At 76.3% G+C, this 24,369-nt stretch carries 23 protein-coding genes; 13 read left to right on the top strand and 10 right to left on the bottom strand.

The genetic code is table 11. The features are described 5' to 3' along the window. Positions 1–14: 14 nt before the first annotated feature. The 3 genes from MHY85_RS07545 to MHY85_RS07535 all read right to left on the bottom strand — a co-directional run bounded on the left by MHY85_RS07545 (position 15) and on the right by MHY85_RS07535 (position 3,374). Complete coding sequence (locus tag MHY85_RS07545; protein WP_239195045.1) at positions 15–1,247, bottom strand: ROK family protein; 1,233 nt, start codon at positions 1,245–1,247, stop codon at positions 15–17. Beyond that, the gene (locus tag MHY85_RS07540; protein ID WP_239195070.1) at positions 1,244–1,879 is read right to left on the bottom strand and encodes a TrkA family potassium uptake protein; all 636 of its coding nucleotides are present in this window, start codon (positions 1,877–1,879) and stop codon (positions 1,244–1,246) included. The genes MHY85_RS07545 and MHY85_RS07540 overlap by 4 nt, the downstream gene beginning before the upstream one ends. Before the next feature lie 118 nt (positions 1,880–1,997). Further along, positions 1,998–3,374: a TrkH family potassium uptake protein gene (locus MHY85_RS07535; protein ID WP_239195044.1), complete on the bottom strand. Its 1,377-nt coding sequence runs from the start codon at positions 3,372–3,374 to the stop codon at positions 1,998–2,000. Positions 3,375–3,507: 133 nt separating this feature from the next. Between MHY85_RS07535 and MHY85_RS07530 the strand changes: the two genes are divergently transcribed. From MHY85_RS07530 to MHY85_RS07490, 9 genes are all read left to right on the top strand, one after another. Further along, positions 3,508–4,689, top strand: a complete 1,182-nt coding sequence (locus MHY85_RS07530) for an acetoin utilization protein AcuC (protein ID WP_239195042.1) — start codon at positions 3,508–3,510, stop codon at positions 4,687–4,689. Positions 4,690–4,971: 282 nt separating this feature from the next. Then, complete coding sequence (locus MHY85_RS07525; RefSeq protein WP_158374694.1) at positions 4,972–5,220, top strand: helix-turn-helix domain-containing protein; 249 nt, start codon at positions 4,972–4,974, stop codon at positions 5,218–5,220. A gap of 179 nt (positions 5,221–5,399) precedes the next feature. After that, entirely contained in the window at positions 5,400–5,498 is a 99-nt protein-coding gene (locus MHY85_RS07520; RefSeq protein WP_003792170.1) for a 30S ribosomal protein bS22, read from the top strand. Between the two features lie 283 nt (positions 5,499–5,781). Further along, complete coding sequence (locus tag MHY85_RS07515) at positions 5,782–7,089, top strand: extracellular solute-binding protein (RefSeq protein WP_239195040.1); 1,308 nt, start codon at positions 5,782–5,784, stop codon at positions 7,087–7,089. Positions 7,090–7,105: 16 nt separating this feature from the next. Then, positions 7,106–8,077, top strand: coding sequence for a carbohydrate ABC transporter permease (locus tag MHY85_RS07510; protein ID WP_239195038.1), 972 nt, complete (start codon positions 7,106–7,108; stop codon positions 8,075–8,077). Then, positions 8,067–8,999, top strand: a complete 933-nt coding sequence (locus tag MHY85_RS07505) for a carbohydrate ABC transporter permease (protein ID WP_239195036.1) — start codon at positions 8,067–8,069, stop codon at positions 8,997–8,999. The genes MHY85_RS07510 and MHY85_RS07505 overlap by 11 nt, the downstream gene beginning before the upstream one ends. A gap of 120 nt (positions 9,000–9,119) precedes the next feature. Continuing rightward, positions 9,120–10,190 (top strand): LacI family DNA-binding transcriptional regulator, encoded by a 1,071-nt coding sequence (locus MHY85_RS07500; protein ID WP_239195034.1) that lies wholly within the window; start codon positions 9,120–9,122, stop codon positions 10,188–10,190. Between the two features lie 106 nt (positions 10,191–10,296). Beyond that, positions 10,297–11,337 (top strand): LLM class flavin-dependent oxidoreductase, encoded by a 1,041-nt coding sequence (locus MHY85_RS07495; protein ID WP_239195032.1) that lies wholly within the window; start codon positions 10,297–10,299, stop codon positions 11,335–11,337. Further along, on the top strand, positions 11,334–12,050 hold the full coding sequence (locus MHY85_RS07490; protein ID WP_239195030.1) for an NADPH-dependent F420 reductase: 717 nt from the start codon (positions 11,334–11,336) through the stop codon (positions 12,048–12,050). Before MHY85_RS07495 ends, MHY85_RS07490 begins: the two co-directional genes overlap by 4 nt. 105 nt (positions 12,051–12,155) lie before the next feature. On the opposite strand, the gene MHY85_RS07485 is transcribed toward MHY85_RS07490, so the two are convergent. Then, positions 12,156–13,538: a glycosyltransferase family 2 protein gene (locus MHY85_RS07485; RefSeq protein ID WP_239195028.1), complete on the bottom strand. Its 1,383-nt coding sequence runs from the start codon at positions 13,536–13,538 to the stop codon at positions 12,156–12,158. Next, positions 13,535–14,620, bottom strand: coding sequence for a hypothetical protein (locus MHY85_RS07480; RefSeq protein WP_239195026.1), 1,086 nt, complete (start codon positions 14,618–14,620; stop codon positions 13,535–13,537). The genes MHY85_RS07485 and MHY85_RS07480 overlap by 4 nt, the downstream gene beginning before the upstream one ends. A gap of 116 nt (positions 14,621–14,736) precedes the next feature. Between MHY85_RS07480 and MHY85_RS07475 the strand changes: the two genes are divergently transcribed. Genes MHY85_RS07475 through MHY85_RS07460 form a run of 4 tightly spaced genes read left to right on the top strand, consistent with a single transcriptional unit; the run spans position 14,737 to position 18,813 of the window. Then, positions 14,737–15,879 (top strand): glycosyltransferase, encoded by a 1,143-nt coding sequence (locus MHY85_RS07475; protein ID WP_239195024.1) that lies wholly within the window; start codon positions 14,737–14,739, stop codon positions 15,877–15,879. Continuing rightward, the gene (locus MHY85_RS07470) at positions 15,876–16,994 is read left to right on the top strand and encodes a glycosyltransferase (RefSeq protein WP_239195022.1); all 1,119 of its coding nucleotides are present in this window, start codon (positions 15,876–15,878) and stop codon (positions 16,992–16,994) included. The genes MHY85_RS07475 and MHY85_RS07470 overlap by 4 nt, the downstream gene beginning before the upstream one ends. After that, positions 16,991–18,010, top strand: a complete 1,020-nt coding sequence (locus tag MHY85_RS07465; protein WP_239195020.1) for a glycosyltransferase — start codon at positions 16,991–16,993, stop codon at positions 18,008–18,010. The genes MHY85_RS07470 and MHY85_RS07465 overlap by 4 nt, the downstream gene beginning before the upstream one ends. Continuing rightward, complete coding sequence (locus MHY85_RS07460; RefSeq protein ID WP_239195018.1) at positions 18,007–18,813, top strand: glycosyltransferase family 2 protein; 807 nt, start codon at positions 18,007–18,009, stop codon at positions 18,811–18,813. The genes MHY85_RS07465 and MHY85_RS07460 overlap by 4 nt, the downstream gene beginning before the upstream one ends. A gap of 87 nt (positions 18,814–18,900) precedes the next feature. Here the strand turns inward: MHY85_RS07460 and MHY85_RS07455 are convergent, their stop codons facing one another. The 5 genes from MHY85_RS07455 to MHY85_RS07435 form a co-directional block, all read right to left on the bottom strand. Further along, positions 18,901–20,208 carry a glycosyltransferase family 4 protein gene (locus tag MHY85_RS07455; protein ID WP_239195016.1) on the bottom strand — a complete coding sequence of 436 codons (1,308 nt, stop codon included), beginning with the start codon at positions 20,206–20,208 and terminating at the stop codon, positions 18,901–18,903. 143 nt (positions 20,209–20,351) lie between these two features. Continuing rightward, complete coding sequence (locus MHY85_RS07450; RefSeq protein ID WP_239195014.1) at positions 20,352–21,071, bottom strand: YesL family protein; 720 nt, start codon at positions 21,069–21,071, stop codon at positions 20,352–20,354. 26 nt (positions 21,072–21,097) lie between these two features. After that, complete coding sequence (locus MHY85_RS07445; RefSeq protein ID WP_239195012.1) at positions 21,098–22,477, bottom strand: arabinan endo-1,5-alpha-L-arabinosidase; 1,380 nt, start codon at positions 22,475–22,477, stop codon at positions 21,098–21,100. Beyond that, positions 22,474–23,334, bottom strand: a complete 861-nt coding sequence (locus tag MHY85_RS07440) for a carbohydrate ABC transporter permease (RefSeq protein ID WP_239195010.1) — start codon at positions 23,332–23,334, stop codon at positions 22,474–22,476. Before MHY85_RS07440 ends, MHY85_RS07445 begins: the two co-directional genes overlap by 4 nt. 17 nt (positions 23,335–23,351) lie before the next feature. Next, complete coding sequence (locus MHY85_RS07435) at positions 23,352–24,341, bottom strand: carbohydrate ABC transporter permease (RefSeq protein WP_239194998.1); 990 nt, start codon at positions 24,339–24,341, stop codon at positions 23,352–23,354. Positions 24,342–24,369 lie beyond the last annotated feature (28 nt).

Raw genomic sequence — 24,369 nt, 5'->3', positions numbered from 1 at the left:
GACCGACGCGCGGGTCAGCCGCCGACGCCCCCGAGCACCGCGTCCCGGGCCAGCAGCAGGGCCCCGCGGGCCGGCGCCCCGACGCCCAGCCGCCCGGCGACCACCTCCACCACGGCGCCCGCGGTCACCGCGGTCCGCTCGGCCAGCACCTCGCGCAGCGGGTCCAGCAGCACGTCCCCGGCCCCGGCCAGCGACCCGCCGACCACGAGCACGTCGGGGTCCAGCACCGTGCACACCGAGGCGAGCGCGGTGCCGAGGTGCCGCCCCACGTCGGACAGCACCCGCCGGCACCCGGGGTCCCCCGCCGCCGCCTGGGCGAGCAGCTCCGGCACCGTCAGCCGGCCGTGGCTCGCGGCGAGCAGGCCCAGCACCGCCGAGGCGCCCGCGAGCACCTGCAGGCAGCCGCGGTTGCCGCACGAGCACACCGGCCCGTCCGGGTCGATCGTCAGGTGGCCGAGCTCGCCCGCGGTGCCGGTCCGCCCGTGCACCACCTCCCCGCCCACCACGACCCCGCCGGACACGCCCTCGCCGAGCGCGACGTGCACGACGGACCACCGCCCCCGCCCGGCGCCGAGCCGCGCCTCCGCCAGCGCGCCGAGGTTGCCGTCGTTGTCGAACAGCACCGGCACCCCCGGCGCCGGCGCGAGCAGGGCGGGCGCCGCGACCATGCCGCCCCAGCCGGCGCGCACCCCCGCGCCCGCGACGCGCCCGGTCCGCACCTCGACCGGCGCCGGGACGCCGACGCCGACCGCGGCGACCGACGCGGGGTCGGTGCCGGTCTCCCGCAGCACCCGGTCCAGGAGCGCCCGGGCGGCGAGCACGGCGTGCTCGGCCGGCTGCTGCCCGGGGCCGGGCGCGGCGCGCAGCGGCACCGCGGCCTCGACCGGCGTGCCGTCGCCGCGGTCGAGCACCACCCGGACCTCGTCGAGGTAGCAGTGCACCCCGACCAGCGCGCCCGCCGCCGCCAGCCGCACCTGCGTGGCCCGCCGCCCGGACCGGGTCGTGGGGGACACCCGCACCAGGCCCTCGGCGGCCAGCGCGGCGACGGCGGCGGAGACCGTCGCCGGTGCGAGGCCCGTCGCCCGGCACAGCTCGACCTGGGTCCGGCCGTCCTCGCGGCGGAGCGCGGCGAGCAGCAGTCCGCGGCTGTCCCGCGGCGCGGGTGCGGCGTCGCCCGGGGCGGCACGGCCGGCGGGCGCCGGCTCGGGGCGCCCGACGGGGCCGCGCCACCCCGGCGCCGGGGTCACGGGCGCGCCGCGAACCGCTCGAGCAGCTCCGCGTGCCCCGAGACGATCAGCAGGTCGTTCGCCGCGATCCGGGTGTCCGGGGTCGCGTACACGAAGTCGATGCCCGGGCTCTTCACGCCGATGACCGTGACCCCGTACCGCTCGCGGATCTTGGACTGGCCGATCGTGAAGCCCTGCGTCTCGCGCGGCGGCCTCATCTTGACGATGGTGAACCCGTCCTCGACCTCGATGTAGTCGAGCATCTTGCCGGACACCAGGTGCGCGACCCGGGACCCGGCGTCGGCCTCGGGCAGCACCACGTGGTGCGCGCCGATGCGCTGCAGGATGCGGGCGTGCTCGGTGCTGATCGCCTTGGCCCAGATCTGCGGCGTGCCCATGTCGACCAGGTTGCCGGTGATGAGCACCGACGCCTCCAGGTACGACCCCACGCCCACGACGGCCACGGAGAACTCCCGCGCGCCGACCTGCTCGAGCGCCTCGGGGTTGGCGGCGTCCGCCTCGACCAGCGGGATGCGCCCGGTCCACTGCGCGACCAGGTCGGGGTCGCGCTCGACGGCGAGCACGTCCTGGCCGAGCCGGTCCAGGGTCGCGGCGATCGCCGAGCCGAACCGGCCGAGGCCGATGACGAGGATGCCGGCCTCGCGCTTGGGGCCCTTCGCGCGCGCGCCGTCGGGGGCGCGCTCCCCGCGGCGGCCGCGGCGCTCGTCGCCGGGCAGGGGCCCCAGGCCGGTCGCACCGGTGCGGGTCAGGTCATCCAATGATCGGCCTCTCCTCGGGGAACCGGACGACCCGACGACGGCTGCGCAGCGCGAGGGCCGCGGCGAGCGTCATCGTGCCGGTCCGGCCGATGAACATGAGCACGGCGAGCACGTACTTGCCGGCGTCGGGCAGGTCGGCGGTGATCCCGGTCGACAGCCCGCAGGTGGCGAACGCCGAGATCACCTCGAACAGGATCACGTCCAGGGTCAACCCGGTGATCGCGAGCAGCAACAGGCAGGCGGTGAGGACGATCGTCGCGCTGACGAGCGACACCGCGATGGCGACCTGCAGGGCCTCGCGCGGGATCCGGCGGCCGTACGCCTCGACGTCCCGGTCGCCGCGGGCCTCCGCGACGATGGCCAGCAGCATCACCGCGAGCGTCGTCACCTTGATCCCGCCGGCGGTCGACGCGGAGCCGCCGCCGACGAACATCAGCGCGTCGTTCAGCAGCCAGGTGCCCTCGTGCATGTCGGCGACGTTCACCGTGGAGAACCCGCCGGACCGCGGCATCACGCCGGCGAACAGCGCGGCGAGCAGCGTCTCGTTCCAGCCGATGCCGCCGAGGGTCCTCGGGTTGGTCCACTCGAACGCCGCGACGACGACCGCGCCGAACGCGACGAGCGCCGCGCTGGTGGTCAACGTCAGCTTGGAGTGCAGGTTCCACCGGCGGGGGCGGCGCCAGGTGCGGGCGATGTTGAGGATCACCGGGAAGCCCAGCGACCCGATGAACACGCCGACGATGATCGGCAGCAGCACCCACCAGTCGGCGGCGTAGGGCGCCAGGCCCTCGGTCGTCGGGATGAAGCCCGCGTTGTTGAACGCGGACACCGCGTAGAACACCCCGTGCCAGACCGCCTCGCCCCACGCGTCGCCGAGCATCCGCAGGCGCGGGATCAGCACCAGGGCGATCGCGACCTCCAGCACCACCGACGTGACGATGACGGTCCGCACCAGGGAGCCGACCTCGCCCAGCCGGGTGGTCTTGGTCTCCGAGGTGACGAGCAGCTTCTGGGTCAGGCCGATCCGCCGGGACACCGCGAGGCCGAGGATCGACGCCAGGGTCATGACGCCCAGGCCGCCGATCTGGATGCCGACGAGGATGGTGACCTGGCCGGCCGTCGACCAGTACGTGCCGGTGTCCACGGTCACCAGGCCGGTGACGCACACGGCCGACGTCGCGGTGAAGAACGCGTCGACGAACGGCGCGCGCTCGCCGGACGCGGTCGCCCACGGCATGGACAGCAGCGCGGTGAACACCGCGATCACCGAGGCGAACACGCCCAGCGCCAGCCGGGCGGGGGACTGGCGGGCCAGCCGGTCGACGAGCTCGCGCCCCGACCAGAGCACCCCGGGGAGGCCCCGTGCCATCCACCCTCCTGCCGTGCACCGCGCCCGCGCGCGGGGCAGGTCGCCGCCGCGTGCGCCCGTGCGTGCGAGCGCGCGGGGGCACCACTGTGGCACGACCGGGTGGGTGCGGCTGGTCAGCGGCTACGGTGTGGGCATGACGGCCCGGGTGCGCGTGGTGTGGACGCCCGAGCTCCTCGACTACGACTTCGGCCCGGGGCACCCGATGGCGCCCCTCCGGCTCGACCTGACGGTGCGGCTCGCGCGGGCGCTCGGGCTGCTGGACCGGCCGGGCGTCGAGGTGGTCGGCGCCGAGCCGGCGACCGACGCCGAGCTCGAGACCGTCCACGAGCCGGAGTACGTGGCGGCCGTGCGGCGGGCGTCCGCGGGCGGCGCCGGCGACCCGGCCCGCGGCATCGGCACCGAGGACGACCCGGTGTTCCCGCACATGCACGAGGCGGCGGCGCGGATCGTCACCGGCAGCCGCGAGGCCGCGCTCGCCGTGTGGGAGGGGCGCGCGGACCACGCGGTCAACCTGTTCGGCGGGATGCACCACGCGATGCCCGGCGCCGCCGCCGGGTTCTGCGTGTACAACGACGCGGCGGTGGCGATCCACGCGCTGCTCGCCGCGGGCGCCGAGCGGGTCGCGTACGTCGACGTCGACGCCCACCACGGCGACGGGGTCCAGCGGGCGTTCTGGGACGACCCGCGGGTGCTCACCGTGTCCGTGCACGAGAGCGGCGCGACGCTGTTCCCCGGCACCGGCTTCCCCGACGAGACCGGCGGCCGCGGCGCGCCCGGCGGCGCGGTCAACCTGGCGCTTCCGTCGCACACCGGCGACGCGGGGTGGCTCCGCGCCGTCGACGCGGTCGTCCCGCCGGTGCTCCGGGCGTTCGCCCCGCAGGTGCTCGTCACCCAGCACGGCTGCGACACCCACGTCGAGGACCCGATCGCCGACCTGGACGTGTCGGTCGACGCGCAGCGGCTGGTGTCGACCTGGCTGCACGACCTCGCGCACGAGGTGGCCGGCGGGCGGTGGCTGGCGCTCGGCGGCGGCGGGTACGCGGTCGTCGACGTCGTGCCGCGGGCCTGGACGCACCTGCTCGGGGTCGCGGCGCACGCCCCGGTCGACCCGGCGACCCGGATGCCGCAGGCGTGGCTGGACCAGGTCGTCGCGCTGTACGGCCGGGAGGCGCCGGGCTCCATGTCCGACGGCGCCACCCTGGCGTGGCGGTCCTGGGCGGACGGCTTCGACCCGGCGGACGACGTCGACCGCGCGATCCGCGCGACCCGCACGGCGGCCTTCCCCCACCTGGGCCTCGACCCCCTCCACGACTGACGCCCTCGCCCCCCGCCCCGCCCGCCTCCCGTCGCCGAGGGGGTACCCGACGCGTCGGGCGAGCAGTCGCCGACTACTCGCCCGACGTGTCCCGTACCCCCTCGGCGGGCGTCGGTGCGAGGGGGTGCGGGAGAGTGGCGGGCGAGGGGATGCACCCCGGCGGGTGGTCCCACCCGTCTCCCCTTTCACACCAGCCTCAGCAGGCTCTAAGGTGTCGTCGCGGCACCTGTGTGCAGCCAGTCCCGCGCACCGGTCGTGCGCGCACGAGCGAGAAGAGCGGCCATGACCAGCGAGCAGCCCCCGCGGGTGCGGTTCCTCACCGTCGCCGAGGTCGCCGAGGTCATGCGGGTCTCGAAGATGACGGTGTACCGGCTGCTGCACTCGGGCGAGATGCCCGCGGTCCGCGTCGGGCGCTCGTTCCGGGTGCCCCAGGACGCGCTCGACCACTACCTCGCGACCGCCCGGCTGGACCTGGAGGCCGAGGGCGAGGCGGGCGAGGACGGCCCGCGCGCCGGCCGGCTGTCCTCCTGATCGTCCCCGACCGCGCGTCGCGCCCGGGGTGGGTGCGCACCGGCGCGTCGCGGACGGCCTCGCCGATCGCGTAAGGTAGGGCCGGACTTTCCCGTGCGTGGGCGTTCGTCGTGCCGCGCGTCGATCGACCACGACCCGGCGGGGCGCTGCGAGCGCTCGCCACAGGAAGCGAGGACCCCATGGGCTCCGTCATCAAGAAGCGCCGCAAGCGCATGGCGAAGAAGAAGCACCGCAAGCTGCTGCGCAAGACGCGCCACCAGCGTCGCAACAAGAAGTGACCCGCCGCCGCGCGAGCGGCGACGTGGACGAGGAGCCCGGCACCGAGTGCCGGGCCCCTCGTCGTCCCCGGAGTTCGTGAACCGCTTCCCCCCCGCGACCGGCGCGCCGTGTTGCCACGTGGCACACCTGGGTGGATCGTCACCTCTTGACGGGGTTTGTCCCGTCCTGATTCACTGCCGAGCGGTTCTTCAACGATGAAAACCCACGGGTGCCGTGCGCGCCCGTGGAGGCGGGAGGTCGAGGATGATCTCAGGAGCTCGCGGGGGTCCGGAGCGTGCGGCGTTGAGCCGCCGGTCCGTGCTCCGGGGGGCCGTGGCGGGGGCCGGTGCCCTCGGTGCGGCCTGGGCGCTGAGCGGGTGCGGCGGCGACGCCGCGGCGGCGTCGGGGCAGACCCGGATCCAGCTGTGGCACCTGTTCACCGGCGGTGACGGCGGCATCTTCCAGCAGATGATGACCGAGGTGCAGGACGAGAACCCGGCGATCGGGATCGACCCGGTGGTCCTCACCTGGGGCGCGCCGTACTACACCAAGCTCGTCATGGCCTCGGTGGGCGGCCGCGCGCCGGACCTGGCGGTCATGCACCTGACCCGGGTGGCCGGCTGGGTCCCGGGCGGGGTCCTCGACCCGTGGGACCTGGACCTGCTCGCCGAGCACGGCGTCACGCAGGACATGTTCCCGCCGGCGCTGTGGGACCGGGCCACGATCGACGGGAAGCTCTGGGCCGTCCCGCTCGACTTCCACGCCTTCCTGCTGTTCTTCGACCGGGGGCTGGCCGACCAGGCCGGGCTGCTGGGTCCGGACGGGAAGCTCGTCGGCGTCGACTCGCCGGACGGCTTCATCGAGGCCGGCCGCGCCATGGCGGAGGTCACCGGGTACGCGGGCGTCGGCTACGGGTACACCGGCGACGGCGCGCAGATGTCCCGGATGCTCTGGGGCCTGTACGCGCAGACCGGCAGCGAGGTCGTGCTCAACCCGGGCGAGGCCGCGCAGGTCGACCGGGACGCGCTGGTCGAGTCGGTCAGCTGGGTGCAGTCCTGGCTCGACGACACGGTGGCGATCGCGAACTCCGACTACCCGTCGGCCGTCGCGAACTTCTCCACCGGCCGCGTCGGGATGTGCTTCAACGGCAACTGGGAGCTGCAGTCGTTCCTGACGGCGGGCGTCGACGTGGACGCCATGCCCATGCCGAACATCTTCGGCACGCCCGCGACGTACGGCGACTCGCACGTGTTCGTGCTGCCGCACCAGGTCAACCTGGACCCCGAGCGGCGCGAGGCGGCGTACGCGACGGTCGCGGCGATGCTCAACAAGTCGCTGCTCTGGTCCGACGGCGGGCACATCCCCGCGAACCGCGAGGTCACCGAGTCGGCCGAGTACCAGGCCAAGGTGCCGCAGTCGCACTACGCGGCGGCGAGCGACCAGGCCGTCTTCGACCCGCAGGCCTGGTTCACGGGCTCCGGGTCGGACTTCCAGGCGCGCGTCGGCGAGGCGCTCCAGGGCGCCTGGCTCGACAAGTCGTCCCCCGAGGCCGCCGTGGACCGGCTGATCGGCAGCCTCGACGCCGCCCTGCAGACCAAGCCGCCGGCCTGACGGAGGGACCGCAGCCATGAGCGCACTCACCACCCCGTCCCAGTCGCAGGCGGCCGCCGCGCCCCCGCGCACCCCCGACCTCCCGCGCACCCCGCGCCGCGGCCGCAGCCGCCGCGAGGGCAGCGGCTGGCCGTTCGTCATCCCGTTCGTCGTCGTCGCGGTGCTGTTCCTGGTCGTCCCGACGCTCTGGGGCCTCGGCCTGAGCTTCACCGAGCAGTCCCTCATGGGCAACGGCGGCTGGATCGGCCTCGACAACTACGCCGAGGCCTTCGGCGACGCGACCATGTGGTCCACCCTCGGCAACACCGTGGTCTTCACGCTGATGAGCACGATCCCGCTCGTCGTGATCGCGCTGGCCATGGCGCTGCTGGTCTACACCGGCCTGCCCGGCCAGTGGCTGTGGCGGCTCGCGTTCTTCGCGCCGTACATGCTGCCGGTCGCGGTCGTCGTGCAGATCTGGGTCTGGCTCTACCAGCCGGAGATCGGCTTCTTCAACTACTGGCTCGACCGGCTGGGGCTGGAGAAGGTCGGCTGGCTGACGGACCCGAACGTGGCCATGTGGTCGATGGCCCTGCTCACCCTGTGGTGGACGGTCGGCTTCAACTTCCTGCTGTACCTGTCGGCGCTGCAGGCGATCCCGGACCAGATGTACGAGGCCGCGGCCCTGGACGGCGCGGGCGCCTGGCGCCGGCTGTGGTCCATCACGCTGCCGCAGGTCCGGGCGACCACCGTGCTGGTCACGATCCTGCAGATCCTGGCGTCGCTGAAGGTGTTCGACCAGATGTTCATCGCCTTCAACGGCGGCAGCGGGCCGAACGGCGTCACCCGCCCGATCCTGCAGTACATCTACGACACCGGGTTCACCGGGTACCGCATGGGCTACGCGTCGGCCATGTCGTACATCTACTTCGCGCTCATCATCGTGGTCGCCGTCGTGTTCCAGGTGCTGACCACCGCTCGCCGGAAGGAGCAGGGCCGTGGCCGTTGAGACGATCTCCGCCCCGACAGGGACGGCGGGCGGCCTGCGCCGCACCTACACCGAGCGGCGCGAGGAGAACCGCCGCACCCGCAGCCTGGTGCTGGGCCGCAGCCGCACCGCGACCGTGCTGTCCGTCGTGCTGCTGGTGATCATGGCGCTGAGCTGGCTGCTCCCGCTGTTCTGGGCGGTCGACACCTCGTTCAAGACCGAGGCGCAGGCCCAGTCCGTCCCGCTGCAGTGGTTCCCCGACGGCGGGTTCACGCTGGAGAACTACCGCACGGTGTTCGAGCGCGGCGAGGTGCCGCGCTGGATGCTGAACACCCTGCTCGTCGCCGGGTCGGTCACGATCCTCACCGTCGCGGTCTGCGCGCTCGCCGGCTACGGGTTCGCCCGCACCCGGTTCCGCGGCAAGAACCTGCTGTTCGCGGCGACCATCGCGCTGATCGCGGTCCCCGGCCAGATCCTCATCGTGCCGCTGTTCCGGCAGATGGAGGCCCTGGGCTTCGTCGACACCTACCAGGGCGTGATCCTGCCCCAGCTGGTGGCCCCCGTGATGGTGTACATCTTCAGCAAGTTCTTCGCGGAGGTGCCCCAGGAGATCGAGGACGCCGCGCGGGTGGACGGGGCGGGGCACTGGCGGACCTTCTGGTCCATCGTGCTGCCGATCTCCCGGCCCATCGTGTCGGCGGTCGCGATCTTCGTGTTCATCGGCGCGTGGAACAACTTCCTGTGGCCGTTCATCGTCACCAACAACCCCGACCTGATGACGCTCCCGGTCGGCCTGTCGACGGTGAAGAACGCCTACGGCACGATCTACGCCCAGACCATGGCCTCGGCCGTGATCGCCGCCCTGCCGCTGATCCTGCTGTTCATGCTGTTCCAGCGGCAGATCGTCAAGGCGGTCGCCACCACCGGGCTCGGCGGCCGGTGACGGCGGGGACCACCCCGGTCGCGTGACCCGCGTGCCGCGCCGCGCCCCTACGCTGGGGCGCGGCGCGGCACGTCGTGGCAGGCGGGGCGGAGCGCGGGACGTGGCGGGAGAGGTGGGTCGATGACCGGCAAGCGGCGCCAGGCGGGCGTGACCATGCAGGACGTCGCGGCGATCGCCGGCGTGTCCATCAAGACGGTCTCGAACGTCATCAACGGGTACCCGTACATCCGCCCGGGGACCAAGGAGCGCGTCGAGGCCGCGATCGAGCAGCTCGGCTACCGGGTGAACCTCTCGGCCCGGAACCTGCGCCAGGGCCGGACCGGCATGATCGGCCTGGCGGTCCCCGAGCTGAGCCTGCCGTACTTCGCCGAGCTCGCGGACTCCGTGATCCAGGCCGCCGAGCGCCGGGGCGTCATCGTGCTGATCGAGCAGACGAACGCCAGCCGGGAGCGCGAGCTCGAGGTGCTGCACGGCCAGCGCCGGCACCTCACGGACGGGCTGATCTTCTCCCCACTGGCGCTGGGGACGGAGGACCGCGCGTCGTTCGCGGTCGACTTCCCGATGGTGCTGCTCGGCGAGCGGATCTTCGGCGGCCCCGCCGACCACGTGACGATGAGCAACGTCGAGGCGGCCCGCGCGGCGACCCGGCACCTGATCGAGACCGGCCGGCGCCGGATCGCGCTGATCGGGTCGCACGCGGGGGAGACGGTCGGCAGCGCCGCCCTGCGCCAGCGCGGGTACGAGCAGGCGCTGGCGGAGGCGGGGCTGCCCCTCGACCCCGCCCTGCTCGGCGAGGCGGGGCTGTGGCACCGGTCGACCGGCGCGGAGGCGATGGAGCGGATGCTGGACGCGGGGACCGAGATCGACGCGGTGTTCGGCCTGAACGACGCCCTGGCGATCGGCGCCCTGCACGTGCTGCACGCCCGCGGCGTCGCGGTGCCGGAGGAGGTCGCCGTCATCGGCTTCGACGACATCGAGGACGCGGCGTACGCGTCCCCGCCGCTGTCATCCGTGGCGCCGGGGCGGGAGCAGATCGCGCAGACGGCGGTGGACCTGCTGCTCGCGCGGGTCGCCGGCACGGCCCCGCCGGAGCACGTCGAGGTGATCACGGACTTCGAGGTGGTGGCGCGGGAGTCGACGGTGGGGGCGGCGGTCCGGTCCGCGGCGCCGGCGCGCACGGTGCTGGCCTGACGGGTGCCCGCGGGGCCGGGCCGGGCCGGAATCCGCCGCGGTAGTTGATTGTTCAACGGATGCCGCGCACGATGGGTGCCGACGAACGACCCGGGAGGACCCCGTCATGACCGCCCTGCAGCTCGGCCTGGACACCTTCGGCGACCTGCCGACCGACGACGCCACCGGGCGCCTGCTCACCCACCCGGAGGCGATCCGCCGCGTGGTCGACGAGGCCGTGCTCGCCGACCAGGTCGGGCTGGACGTCATCGCGCTCGGCGAGCACCACCGCCCCGACTTCGCCCTGTCGTCCCCGGAGACGGTGCTCGCCGGCATCGCCACCCGCACCGAGCGCATCCGGCTCGCCTCCGGCGTCACCGTGCTCAGCTCCGACGACCCCGTCCGGGTGTTCCAGCGGTTCGCCACCGTCGACGCGCTGTCCGGCGGGCGCGCGCAGGTGATGCTCGGGCGCGGGTCGTTCACCGAGTCGTTCCCGCTGTTCGGCTTCGACCTGCAGGACTACGAGGTCCTGTTCGAGGAGAAGATCGAGCTGTTCTCCCAGCTGCTGCGCGAGCAGCCCGTGACGTGGTCGGGCACGACCCGCGCCCCGCTGGAGGCGGCCGACGTCTACCCGAAGACGGCGGGCGGCCTGGAGACCTGGGTGGGCGTCGGCGGGTCGCCGCAGTCGGTGGTCCGCGCCGCGCACTACGGCCTGCCGCTCATGCTCGCGATCATCGGCGGCGAGCCCGACCGGTTCCGCCCGTACGTCGACCTGTACCGGCGGGCCACCGCCCAGCTGGGCACCCCCGAGGGCCGGATCGGCGTGCACTCGCACGGCCTGGTCGCCGAGACCGACGAGGCCGCGCTCGAGGCCTACTACGGGCCGTACAAGCAGATGCGCGACGCGATCGGTGCGGACCGCGGCTGGCCGCCGCTGCGCCGCGCGGAGTTCGACGCCGAGGTGGCGCACGGCTCGCTGTACGTGGGGTCGCCGGAGACGGTCGCCCGAAAGATCGCGCGGACGGTGTCGAGCCTGGACGTCAGCCGGTTCGACCTGGTCTACACCGGCGGGCCGCTGCGGGTGAGCGACCGGCTGCGGGCCGTCGAGCTGTTCGGCAGCCGCGTCGCGCCGATGGTGCGGGACCTGGTCGCGGGGGGCACCGCGTGACCGCGCGCACGGTCGGGATCCTCGGCGCGGGCAAGGTCGGCACCGTGCTCGCCCGCCTCGCCGTGGCGGCCGGGTACGACGTGACCGTCGCCGGCTCGGGCGACCCCGACCGCATCCGGCTGATCGTCGAGGTGCTGGTGCCCGGCGCCCGCGCCGTGGACGCCGCCGAGGCCGCTCGGGCCGACCTCGTGGTGCTCGCGCTCCCGCTGGGCCGGCTGCCGCAGGTCGTCGAGCGGGTCGGCGGCCTGCTGGCCGGACGCGTCGTCGTCGACGCGATGAACTACTGGTGGGAGACGGACGGCGAGCGCCCCGACCTCGCCGACCCCGCCGTCGCCACCAGCGTGCTGGTGGCCCGGGCGCTGCCCGGCGCGCGCGTCGTCAAGGCGTTCAACCACATGGGCTACCACGACCTCGACGAGGGGCCGCTGCCCGCGGGCACGCCCGGTCGGCGGGCGATCGCGGTCGCGGCGGACGACGCGGCGGCCGCGGCCGAGGTGGCGGCGTTCGTGGACGCGCTGGGCTTCGACCCGGTGCCGGCCGGGTCGCTGGCCGACACGGTGGCGCTGCAGCCGCACGCCGAGGCGTTCGGGGCGAACGAGGACGCGGGGACGCTCGCGGCCGTGCTGGCCCGGTTCCCGGCGACCGAGCGCGGGGCGGTCGTGGCGGCGGCGCACGCCGAGCGGCTCGCCGCGGCGGTCGACACCGCGCGCTGACCGCCCCGCGCGGGCCGGCCGGGGCACGGGGCCGAGTGGAAGGTCTGGCCGGACACACCCCCGGCGTGTCCGGCCAGACCTTCCACTCGGGGTGCGGGGGACGGGTCACCAGCCCCCGAGATAGGCCTCCAGGTCCGGCTCGTCCAGGAGCGGGGTGAGGCCCTCGGCCCGGGCCGTGGCGCGCGGGAACAGGTCGTCGCGGCCCCAGCGGCGCTCGCGGGTCCGGGCCCGGCGGGAGACGACCCGGAGCAGCGGGGCGCCGTCGGCGCCGAGCAGGGCGAGCTCGCCCAGGCCCTCGGCGGCCACCCGCTCGACGGCGGCGGCGACCGGGCCTGCGCCCGCGACCGGGCCCGCGCCCGCGACCGGGTCGGCGCGCAGCGGGCGGTCGAGGAGGACGTCGAGGCGGACGCGGTCGTACCGGGGGTCGTCCGCCGCCCGGGCGCCCGGGGCGCCGCCCCCGTCGGGAGCGGCGCCCCCGCCCCCGTCCGGGCCCGCGTCGGGTGCCGCGACCGCCCCGGGGAGGCCGGCGAGCACCGAGTCCACGCTCACGAACCGCTGCGCCGCCGACACCCCGTCCCCGCCCGGCGGGTGCACCAGCACGTCGGCCCGGCCGGACGGCAGCCCGCGCGGCCGCGACCCCGGCACCGGCACGAGGTCGGCGAGCCGGAGCGCCTCGGCGTTCTTCGCGGCCCGCGACGCCGCGTCCCGGCCGGACCAGTCGGGCCCGTCGTGCCAGGCGACCGCCTCCGGGACGTGCGCGAGCACCGCCCCGGCGAGCCACGCCCGGTACGCCCACTCCCAGTCCTCGCCGCCGTAGGACGAGAAGCCCTCGTCGAACCCGCCCACCTCGGCGAACAGCGCCCGGCTGCACGCGGCGACGGCGCCGATCACGTACCGGTAGGAGCGGTCGTCGGCGTCGAGCAGGTCCCGGCTGCGCCGGTAGCCGTCGGCCAGCCAGGCGGGCTCGGGCAGCGCGTGCTCGGGGCCGAGCCGCTCGACGGGCGCGTCCACGGGCGTCCCGGCGAGGTCGGCGTGCCGGCGGCGGCCGACCGCGACGCAGTCGGGTGCGAGCGCCGGCAGCCGGGAGATCGCGCGGAGGTAGCCGGGCTCCGGCGCGGTGTCGGCGTCCAGGAACACCAGCACGTCGTGGGTCGCGGCGGCGGCGCCGAGGTTGCGCGCGGCGGCGACCCGGAACCCGCGGTCCTCCTGGCGGAGCAGCCGGACGCCGTCCGGGACGCGCGGCGGGACCGGCGACCCGTCGTCGACGACGACGACCTCCGTGCGGTCCGCCGGGTGGTCCTGCCGCGCGAGGGCGCGCAGCGTGCGGTCGAGCTCGGCCTGCTGGTCGTAGTGCACGACCACGACCGACACCGACGGCGGGGCGTCCGGCAGGACGCCGTCGAGCAGGTCCCAGCGGTTGCCGGGCAGCGGCCGGCCGGGGTGGGCGCCCGCGCCGCCGGGGCGGGCGCGCCCGGGCTGCGGGGTCACGCGGCGGCCCCGGTCGGCCGCGCGCCCGCGGCCCACCAGGCGCGGTACGCCGCGGCGGCGTCCGCCAGGGTGGGCGCCAGCGACGCACCCGGCCGGAGCGTCGTGGCCGCGGGGTCGGCCCACGCCCGGGCCAGGCGCGCGGGCAGGTCCGCCGCCGGGTACAGCGCGAGCGTGCCGGGTCGCAGCGCCGCCATCTCGCGGGCGTACCGCGAGTCGACGACGAGCGGCCGCCGTCCCGCCTCGCCCCAGTCGAGCAGCGTGCGGGACGCCGACAGGTGCCGGTGCGCGGCGACCGGGACGCCCGGGCCGGACAGGGCGGTGCGGAACGCCTGGTCGTCCAGCCCGCCGGTCACCCGGAGCGCGACCCCGCGCGCCTCGGCGTCGGCGCGCAGGCGGTCGACCTCGTCCTCGTGGCCGGGGGACGGGCCGCCGACCGCGACCACCGCGACCTCGCCGGGCGGGGTGCCGGCGGCGCGCAGCAGGTCGGCGGCGTCGGCCGCGGCGCGCACGACGTCGTCGTGGCCCTTGCCCGGGTAGAGGAAGCCGGCGACGAGCGCGACCAGGGGCGAGCCGGGTGCGGCGCCCGGCACCGCGTCCGGGCCCACCGGCGCCGCGGCGCCGTCCGGCACCGCGGCCCCCAGCGGCACGACGTGCGCGCGCCCGGCGGGCAGCACCCCGTGCTCCGCCAGCAGCAGCGCCTCGTGCCGGCTGTTCACCGCGACGCCGGCCGCGGCCGCGGCCACGCGTGCGTACGCCGCCGCCCGCCGCGGCAGGTTGCGTGCGCCGTCCGACTCCTGCGGCACGTCGTGCAGGGTGACGGTGAGGCGGCACGCGGCGGCCAGCCGCTCCACCAGGTCCGCCGCGGCGTCCGGCGAGGCGCCGAGCAGCCGGTCCGTCACGTGCAGGTGCGCGCGCCCGACGCCGGCGGCGGCGTCGGGCAGGTCCCCGGGGTCGTCGACCCGCAGCACCCGCGCGCCGTCGTCGAGCGCGCGCACGTGCGCCGCGAGGTCGGCCGCGTACCGGGCGACGCCGTGCCGCGGCGGCCCCGTGAGGAGGAGCACGGGGGTGTCGGTCCTGGTCATCGCGGCAATCGTGGTCGAGTCGCGGAGAGGCGGCAACCGCGCGAGACTCCCCTCACCACCGCGATGCCGCGCTGCTCGGGGACCGGGCGGCACGTCCGCCTGAACGAGAGGACCGCATGTCGCAGCTCATGGCACCGACCGCGGGCGCGTCGCGGTCCACGAGCCGCACGCTGCGGGTCGCCTCGGTGCCCGCCGCCCACCCCTACGTCGCCCGGGTCACCGACGCCGCGGGCCTGGCGGTGCTGCCGGACCCGACGCCGCCGGGGGCCGAGCCGGGGCGCTGGTGGCCGCCGGTGGTGCTGGACCCCGCGTGGATCGCGGCGCACGCCGCCGAGGCGGACCTGCTGCACGTGCACTTCGGCACCGAGTCGTTCGAGCCGGCGCACCTGGCCCGCACGCTGGACGCGGCGCGCGCGGCGGGCTGGCCGGTCGTGCTCACCGTGCACGACCTGGCGCACCCGCAGCTGGTCGACCAGGCGGGGTACCGCGCCCAGCTCGACGTGCTCGTGCCCGGCGCCGACGCGCTCGTCACGCTGACCCCGGGCGCGGCGGCGGAGATCCGGGAGCGCTGGGGGCGGGACGCGCTGGTCGTGCCCCACCCGCGGCTGCTGGGCGAGCTGCCCGCCGCGTCGTCCGCCGCGGCCCCGGCGGGTGCCGAGCGTGTCGTCGGCCTGCACCTGAAGGACCTCCGCCCGAACGTCGACGCCCCCGCGGCCACCCGCGCGCTGCTGGCCGCCGTGACCGATCTGCGCGCGGCGGGCCTGCCGGTGCGGGCCGAGGTCCGGCTGCACCGGCGCGTCCGGGACGAGGCGGCGCGCGACGAGGTGCGCGCCCTGTGCACCGCGGCGGACCCGGGCACGGCGGTGCTGGTCGAGCACGACCGCCTGGCGGACCGCGACCTCGCCGCCGCGCTCGCCGGGCTCGACGCGTGCGTGCTGCCCTACGCGCACGGCACGCACTCCGGCTGGCTGGAGCTGTGCTGGGACCTCGGCGTCCCGGTCGCCGCGCCCGCCGTCGGCTACTACCACCAGCAGCACCCCGACGGCTCGGTCGCGACCTCCGGCCCGGTGGGCGACGCCGCGGGCCTGGCCGCCGCGCTGCGCGACCTGCTGCGCTCCCCGGCCGCGACCCGCCCCGGGACGGCCGCTCGCGAGGCGCTCGTCCGGGACCGGCGCGCGCGGCGCCTCGCGGAGGACCGGGCGGCCGCCGAGCAGCACGCCGCCCTGTACCGCTCGCTGCTCGCGGGGGGCGCCCGGTGACCGGGTCGCCGCTGCGCGTCGTCGTCGTCGCGCCCCTCCGCTTCCCGATCCGGCAGCCGCACGCGGGCGGCCTGGAGTCGGCCGTGTGGAACGAGGTCCGCACGCTCCGGGCCCGCGGGCACGAGGTGTCGCTGATCGCCGTCCGCGGCTCCGACTTCCTCGACGGCGGACCCGCCGAGTTCGCCCTCCCCACCCTGGAGTGGCCGGAGGGCGCCCGCGCCACCGACTCGCACTACCCGGACGCCTACCGGGAGCGGTCCGTGCCGGCGCTGGGCCGGGCGCTCGACGTGATCGCCCGCGCGCCCGAGCGGTACGACGTCATCTCCAACCACTGCCTGCACGGGCTGCCCCTGCGGCGGGCCGCCTCGCTCGGCGTCCCGATGGTGTCCACGCTGCACACGCCGCTGGAGCCGGAGCTGGTCGACGCGGCCGCGCACGCCCGGCACACCCGGTTCCTCGCGGTCAGCGCGCACACCCGGCGCGAGTGGGCCCCGGTCGTCGACGCCACGGTGCTGCCCAACGGCATCGACGCGGCCGCCTGGCCGCCGGGCCCGGGCGGCGACGGTCTGGTCTGGTCCGGCCGGCTCGTGCCGGAGAAGGCGCCGCACCTGGCGATCGAGGCGGCGCGGCTGCTCGGCCGCGAGCTGACGATCGCCGGCCGGATCGGGGACCGCGAGTACGCCGAGCGGCACGTGCTGCCGCACGTCGGCGACGGCGTCCGGTACGTCGGTCTGCTGGACCAGCCGGAGCTCGCCCACCTGATCGGCCGCAGCGCCTGCGCCCTCGGGACGCCCGCCTGGGAGGAGCCGTTCGGCCTCGTGGGCCCGGAGGCGCTGATGTGCGGGACGCCCGTGGCGGCGTTCGGCGCGGGCGGCATCCGGGAGATCGCACGCACCGCGACCGGGATGTCCGCCGTCCCGCGCGGCGACGTGGCGGCGCTCGCGGCCGCCGCGGACCGGCTGGCCGCGCGCGCGGCCGCGGAGCCGGGGTTCCGGGCCCGGGTGCGCGCGTCCGCGCGCCGGCACTACGGCCTGGACGCGCGGGTCGACGCCCTCGAGCGGGTGTTCCGCGCGCTGGTCGCCGAGCACGCCACCGGCGCGGAGCTGATCGCGTGAGCCGGCCGACGGTCGCCTGGTACGTGCACCACCACGGGTCGGGGCACCTCGGCCGGCTGCGCGCCGTGGCCCCGCACCTGGACGCGGACGTCGTCGCGCTGAGCACGCTGCCGGAGCCCGCCGGCCTCCCCGCGCACGTCGACTGGGTGCGGCTCGACCGCGACGACGACCCCGACCCGTCCGGCCGCCCGCCCGCCGCCGCCGACCCCGCCGCCGGCGGCCTGCTGCACTGGGCCCCGCTGCTGCACCCGGGCCACCGCGGCCGGCTCGCGCGGATCGCCCGCGAGCTGGACGCCCGGGCCGCCGCGACGATCGTCGTCGACGTGTCGGTCGAGGTCACCGTGTTCGCACGGCTGCTCGGCGTCCCGCCGGTGCTCGTGGCGCAGCCGGGGCTGCGGGACGACGGGCCGCACGCGCTCGGCCTGCGCGCCGCCGCCCGGGTGCTGGCCCCGTGGCCCGCCGACGTCCTGCCCGCCGCGCACCTGGAGCCGGTGCGGGACCGGGTGGTGTTCACGGGCGGGATCAGCCGGTTCGACGGGCGGGAGACGCCGGGCGCGGCCCGCGAGGGAGTGCTGGTGCTCGGCGGTCGCGGCGGCTCGGGGGTCACCGCGGAGCACGTCGACGCCGCGGCGCGCGCGACCCCCGGACGGCGGTGGACCGCGCTCGGTGCGGGCGCGGCGTGGTCGGACGACCCCTGGCGCGAGCTGACCGCCGCGCAGACCGTGGTGTCGTTCGCCGGGCAGAACTCCGTGGCCGACCTCGCCGTCGCCGGGGCCCGGGCCGTGGTCGTGCCGCAGGACCGGCCGTTCGACGAGCAGGCCGTCACCGCCCGCGCGCTCGGCCGGGCCGGGCTGGCCGTCGTCGAGCCCGTGTGGCCGGAGCCGGACCGGTGGCCCGAGGTCCTGGACCGGGCGGAGGCGCTGGAGCCCGACTGGTCGGTCTGGGGCACCGCGGGGGCGGCGGCGCGGGCGGCCGATGCGATCGTGGACGTCGCGCGGCGCGGGGGCCGGTCGTGACGGGCGGGCGCGCCGTCGTGACGCTCTGCTCCGAGCCCCGGGTCGGCCACCTGCGGCGGCAGCTCGCGGCGGTCCGGCGCGACCCGGCGACGCTGGCCGTGGTCGTCTGGGTCGGCGGCGACGAGCCACCGGCGCTCGACGCCGACGAGGTGCTCCGGGTGCCGCCCGGCCCGCACGGGCTGCGGCTGGCGGCGGCGCGGAACGCGGGCGCCGACCGGGCGGTGGCGCTCGGGGCCGACCTCCTGGTGCTGCTCGACGCCGACTGCGTGCCGGGCCGCGGCCTGCTCGACCGGTACGCCGCGGCCGCGGCCGCGCACCCCGCGGCCGTGCTGTGCGGTCCGGTCACCTACCTCCCGCCCGGCGCGGCGGTCGACGACCCGGCGGCGCTCGCGGCCGCCACCCGCCCGCACCCGGCGCGGCCCGCGCCCCCGGACGGCGTCGTGCAGATCGCGGGCGACGACGAGTACGACCTGTTCTGGTCGCTGTCGTTCGCCCTGACCGCGCGCCGCTGGGCGGACGGGCCCCGGTTCGACGAGGCCTACGAGGGCTACGGCGGCGAGGACACCGACTTCGGGTACGCCCTGCGGCACGCCGGGGTGCCGCTCGCGTGGGTCGGCGGGGCGCACGCGTACCACCAGCACCACCCGACGAGCAGCCCGCCCTGGCAGCACCTCGACGACGTGCTGCGCAACGGGGCGCGGTTCGCGCGGCGGTGGGGGCGGTGGCCGATGGAGGGCTGGCTGCGGGCGTTCGCGGAGGCGGGCGCCGTGCGCTGGGACGGGACGGCCTGGCACCGCGCCTGAGCCACCCCCGCCGCGGCGGGCGCGCCGACCGGGCAGCCGACACGTCGAGCGTGCATCCGCGGGTTGCACGCTCGACGTGTCGACTGCTCACTCGGCGGTGCGCCCGGCGGTGCGCCCGGCGGCGCGGGCGGCGCCGGCGCCGGGCGGGCCCAGGAGGGCGTCCGCCGCGTCCAGCAGGTCGGCCGCCACCGGGTCCGCCGTCCACCGCCCCGCGCCCGCCGCCGCGCGGGCGCCGAGCGTCGCCGCGAGCACGGGGTCGTCCAGCAGTCGCAGCACCGCCTCGGCCAGCGCCGCCGGGTCGGCGGGCGGCACCATCAGGCTGTCGTCGCCGTCGGTGCAGAAGTCGTCGTAGCCGCTGCCGGTGGTGACGACGACCGCGCCGCCGAGCGCCTTCGCCTCCAGCGCGGCGTTGCCGAACCCCTCCCACCGGGACGGGCAGGTCGTCACGGCCGCCTCGCGGACGGCCCGGTACAGGGTGTCGTCGTCCACGTGCCCGAGCCAGGTGACCCGGTCCCGCGCCTCCGGGGGCAGCAGGCGGAGCAGGGCGGGCCGGTCGGGCTCGAACCGGCGGTCGCCGCTCGCCCCGGCGAGCACCAGCCGCGCCGTGGGGTGCCGGCGGGCGACCTCCGCGAACGCCGCGAACGCGTCCGTGACCCCCTTGCGCCGCTCCAGCCGCCCGAGGAACAGCACCACCGGCGCGCCGTCGTCGGGCCAGCCCGCGGGGAGCCCGGCCGACCCGGCGGCGCGGCGCACGTGGTCCACGTCGATGCAGTTGCGCACGACCCGGGCGGGCGGCAGCACCGGGAACGCGCGCTCGGTCCACCGCTGCATCGCCCCGGAGATCGGCACCAGCCCCGCCGACCGTCGCACCTGCCGGTCCTCGAGCCGGCTCTGCACCGCCACCACCGCCCCGCCGCGCACGCCGAACGACCGGGGCGTGAAGCCGGCGACCTCGTTCGCCAGCCGGGTGCTCGTCGCCAGGTTCGTCAGCAGCGGGGCACCGGCGGGCAGGGCCACCCCGAGCGCGGCCCACTCGGGGAGGAACACCCGGTCGTGGGCGCCGGCCCGGTACGCCCGCCGGACGGCGGCGGCGCGGGCGAGCAGCGCGGGGACCCGGGCGCGCGGCGGGCGGACGTGACCGACCAGCCGGACCCCGCCGAGGTCGGCGTCCGACAGCAGGTCGCCGCCTGCCAGGACGAGCAGGTCGACCGCCGCGCCCTGGCGCACCAGCGCGGGGAGCAGGGAGGCGTAGTGCCGCCCGATGCCGCCGGTGTACGGGGTGAGCCCGGCGTACTCGGTCGTGGCGACGAGCCACCGCCCGCGGGCGGGCGGGGACCCCGGCGCGGTGGGCGTCGCGGGGGTCGCGGGGGTGCTGGCGTGCAGGTCGGAGGGCACGCCTCATGCTCGCCGACCGCGCCGCACCCCGCCCGTCGACCGGTCGCGGCGTCGGCCCCCGGCGTCGAGTGGAAGGTCTGGCCGGACACACCCCGGGCGTGTCCGGCCAGACCTTCCACTCGAGCGGGTGGGCTCCCCCGGGGTCAGGCCCCCGTCGTCGCGTCGATCGCGTCCAGGCGCCGGTCGACCAGCACGCCGGTGAGCAGCACGGCGCCGGACACCCCGAGCAGCGGGACGAGCACGGTGAGGTGCCAGCCCGCGAACGTCAGCGCGCCCACCGTCACCAGCACCGCCAGGGCGGTCCCGGGTGACGCCGGTGGCGCCAGCAGCAGGAACCGCCAGGTGCGGCCGAACGGCTCGTCGTACCGGCGCAGCACCGCGAGGAACCACGCGCCGACGACGAGCAGGCCCGCCCCGAGCGCCAGCAGCCCCGCCGCGGCGACGGCGGCCGGGCCGGTCGACCCGGTCGCGGACGCGAGGACCGGCAGCGCGAGCGCGTCCGCGGCGAGCAGCGCGCCGACCACCAGCAGCGGCCAGCCGAGCCGGTTCGCCCGCCGGAAGCCGGCCCGGTACTCCGCCCAGAACGCGCGCCCGACCGACTCGGGCGGCTGGCCCGCGGCGACGGCGCCGAGCACCGTCGCCGCCGCGGCGAGCGCGGGCAGCACGCCCAGCACGACCCCGCCGAGCAGGGTGCCGAGCACGGCGAGGACGTTCACCGCCACCAGCCGGGCGGCGGCGCGCAGCCAGCGCATGACCGCACCGGCCCAGCCGCCGACGTCCTCGCCGCCCTCGTGCACGAGCACCCGCCGCCGGGCCTCCGCGCCGACGCCCACCGGGCCCGCGCCCACGGGGCCTGCGCCCACGGGGCCCGCGCTCACGGGACCCGCGCTCACCGCGCCGGCCCCACGAGCGTCGCGACCGTGACGACCCCGGTGCCGGTGTCCAGCGCCGCGCCGGCGAGCGTCGCCCGACCGCGCACCGCGTCCCACGCCGGGAACACCACCGCCTCGACGGCGCCCGCACGCGCCGACGGCCCGGCGCCGTCCCACGTGAACCGGCCCCGCCCCAGCGCGACGGCCCCGGGCGGCCCGTCCGCGTCCACCGCCCGCAGCGCCGACGCGGCGAACGCGTCCCCGCGCGCGAAGGTCACGACCTCCCACGTCCCGGCGAGCTCGGCGACCGAGGCCGGCCACGCCGCCTCGTCGTCCAGCTCCCGGCCCGGTCCGGCCCACGGCTGCGGGGAGACCAGCGGCCACCCGCCGGCGGTCCAGGCGAGCCGCCGGACCTGCACCTCGTGCCGGGTGGGGTCGTCGGCGTCCCGCACGTGGTGCACGAGCAGCTGCCGCGTGCCGCCGCCGGGCAGCGGCTCGGTCAGCACGGACGCGTGGCCGGGGGCCAGCCAGCCGCGGCCGCCCGCCAGCCGGTGCCCGGCCAGCACGGTGCTGCCCGCGGGGTCGGCCGCCAGGTCGGTCGCGGACCGCCCGCGGACGTCCGCGTACGGCCCGGTGACCGACGGCCCGGCGACGACGCGGAGGTGGTAGGTGCCGAACAGCGAGTCGAACGACGTGAGCAGCGCGTACCCGCCGCCCGGCCGGGGCAGCACGAACGCCCCCTCGACCGCGGCCTCGACCGCGTGCGGCCGTCGCGCGAGCAGCAGTCCCGGGCCGGGTCGCGGGCGCCCGCCCGAGCCGAGCACGAAGCCCGTCGCCGGGTCGATCCCGAGGGCGTGGATGCCGCCGAAGAACGACCCGTAGACCAGCCAGTGCCGCCCGTCGGCGTCGACCACGGCGTTCGCGTCGATCGCGTTCGGCCCGTCGACGTCGTGCCTGCTGGTGACGACGAGCCCGCGGTCCGTCCAGGGACCGGCGGGGTGCGGGGCCGTCGCGAGCCCGATCGCGGAGGTGCGCGAGCCGAAGGTCGACGCCGAGTAGTACATCCGCCACCGCTCGGCGTCCGGCACCGCGACGGTGTCCGGCACCCGCACGACGTCGGGCGCCCACAGCCCCTCGGCGCCCGACCAGGCGGCCGCGTCCGCGGGCACGCCGTCCAGCGCCCAGCCCTGGAAGGTCCACGTCACGAGGTCCTCGGACCGGCGCACCTGGACCCCCGCGCGGGGCAGCGGTCCGTCGCCGGACGCGTCGGTGGAGAACAGCCAGTAGGTGCCGTCGTCGTCGCGCACCGCGGTCGGGTCGTGCGCGTGCCGCCCGCCCCACGCCGCGGCCGCGTCGAGCGCGGCGCCCGCCGCCGCGGCCGGCTCGGCGAGCGTCATCCCTTGGCCCCCGTCAGCGCCACCGACTCGATGATCTGCCGCTGGAAGATCAGGAAGACGACGAGGATCGGCAGCAGCGCCACGAACGACGCCGCCATGATCAGCGGGTAGTCCCGCTGGGTGGCGTACTCGACGTTCAGGTTGGCGATGACCACCTGCAGCGTCTGCTTCGACTCGGTGTTCAGGTAGAGGATCGGCGCGAGGTAGTCGTTCCAGATCGTCATGAACCAGAGGATGAACTGCGCCGCGATGGCCGGGCGGATGAGCGGGAAGATCATCTTCCGGAACACCTGCAGGTAGGACGCGCCGTCGATCTTCGCGGCCTCGACCATCGAGTCCGGCACGCTCGACAGGTACTGCCGCAGGAAGAAGATCATCACGATGTTGCCGAACAGCAGCGGCACGATCAGCGGCAGCAGGGTGTCGACCCAGCCGATCTTCGAGAACATCACGAACTGCGGGATCATCAGGGTCGGGAACGGGATCATCAGCCCGGTGAGCAGGCCGAGGAAGATCGCGTTCTTGAACGGCAGCCGCATCTTCGCCAGCGCGAACGCGGCGAGCGACGAGGTGATCGACCCGACGACCGTCACGGTGCCCGCGACGATGATGCTGTTCTTGAAGCCGGACAGGATCGGTGCCTCGGTCCACATCCGCACGAACGTGTCCCACTGCGGGGACTCCGGGATCCAGACCGGCGGCAGCGCGAACACCTCGGCCTTGGTCTTGAGGGCGGTGGTGGCCATCCACAGCAGCGGCGCGATCATCACGACCGCGCCCAGCGCGAGCACGACGAACAGGATCGTGTTGACCACGCGGTTCTGCGCGGTGGTGCCCATCGGCGTCTTGCGACTCATGTGTGCTCGGAGCCCCTTCAGTCGATGCTGAACGCGTTGCGCCGGTTGAGGCGGAACTGGATGAGGGTGACGACGAGGACGATCAGCCCGAGCACGACGGCCATCGCCGTGGCGTAGCCCATCTGCTGGTACTTGAACGCCTTGCGGACGATGTAGTAGACGATCGACGCGGAGCTGAACTCGGGCCCGCCGGTCGGCGTCATGATGTTGATCTCGGTGAAGATCTGCGATCCCGCGATCACGTTGGTGACGACGAGGAAGAACGTCACGGGGCGCACCATCGGCAGCGTGATCCACCGGAACCGGTGGTAGCCGTTCGCGCCGTCCAGCGAGGCGGCCTCGTACAGCGAGCGCGGCACGGACTGGATGGCCGCCAGGTACAGCAGCATCGAGTACCCGAGGCCCTTCCAGACGGCCATGAGGATGATCGCGGGCTTCACCGTGGCGGTGTTCTGCAGCCAGTCGGGGCCGTCGATCCCGAACCAGGACAGCACCTGGTTCACCAGGCCGAAGTCGCCGTTGTAGGCGAACTGCCAGACGATCGCGATGGCCGCCAGCGACGAGATGACCGGCACGTAGTAGATGGTGCGGAACGCGGTCTGCCCGGGGATCTTGCGGTTCAGGGCGATCGCGAGCAGCAGCGCCAGCACCAGGCCGATCGGGATGCCGATCATGTAGAACGCGGTGTTCCACAGGGTCTTGCGGAAGTACTCGTCGCCGAGCAGGGCCACGTAGTTGTCGAGGCCGATGAACTGCGGTGCCGTCAGGCCGTTCCACCGGGTCAGGGACGCGTACAGCGCGTAGCCCAGCGGGTACAGCGTGAAGACGAGGAAGCCGATCACCGGCGCGGCGACGAACGCGGCGGCCCAGCGGTGCTCGGTGCGGTGCAGGCGGCGCATGGCCTGCCGGGCGTGCAGCGCGGAGCCGCGGTCGTCGGGGTCGGGCGGGACGAGCCCGGCGGCGGGTGCGGCGGGGACAGGGGTGGGTTCAGCGGTGGTCCGTGACATCCCGGTGCTCCTTCACGAGGGCGGCCCC

The sequence above is a fragment of the Cellulomonas sp. ACRRI genome (assembly GCF_022346185.1).
Classification (GTDB): Bacteria; Actinomycetota; Actinomycetes; order Actinomycetales; family Cellulomonadaceae; genus Cellulomonas.
The sequence above is the reverse complement of the archived record's forward strand: the minus strand, read 5'-3'. Positions and strand labels throughout refer to the sequence as shown.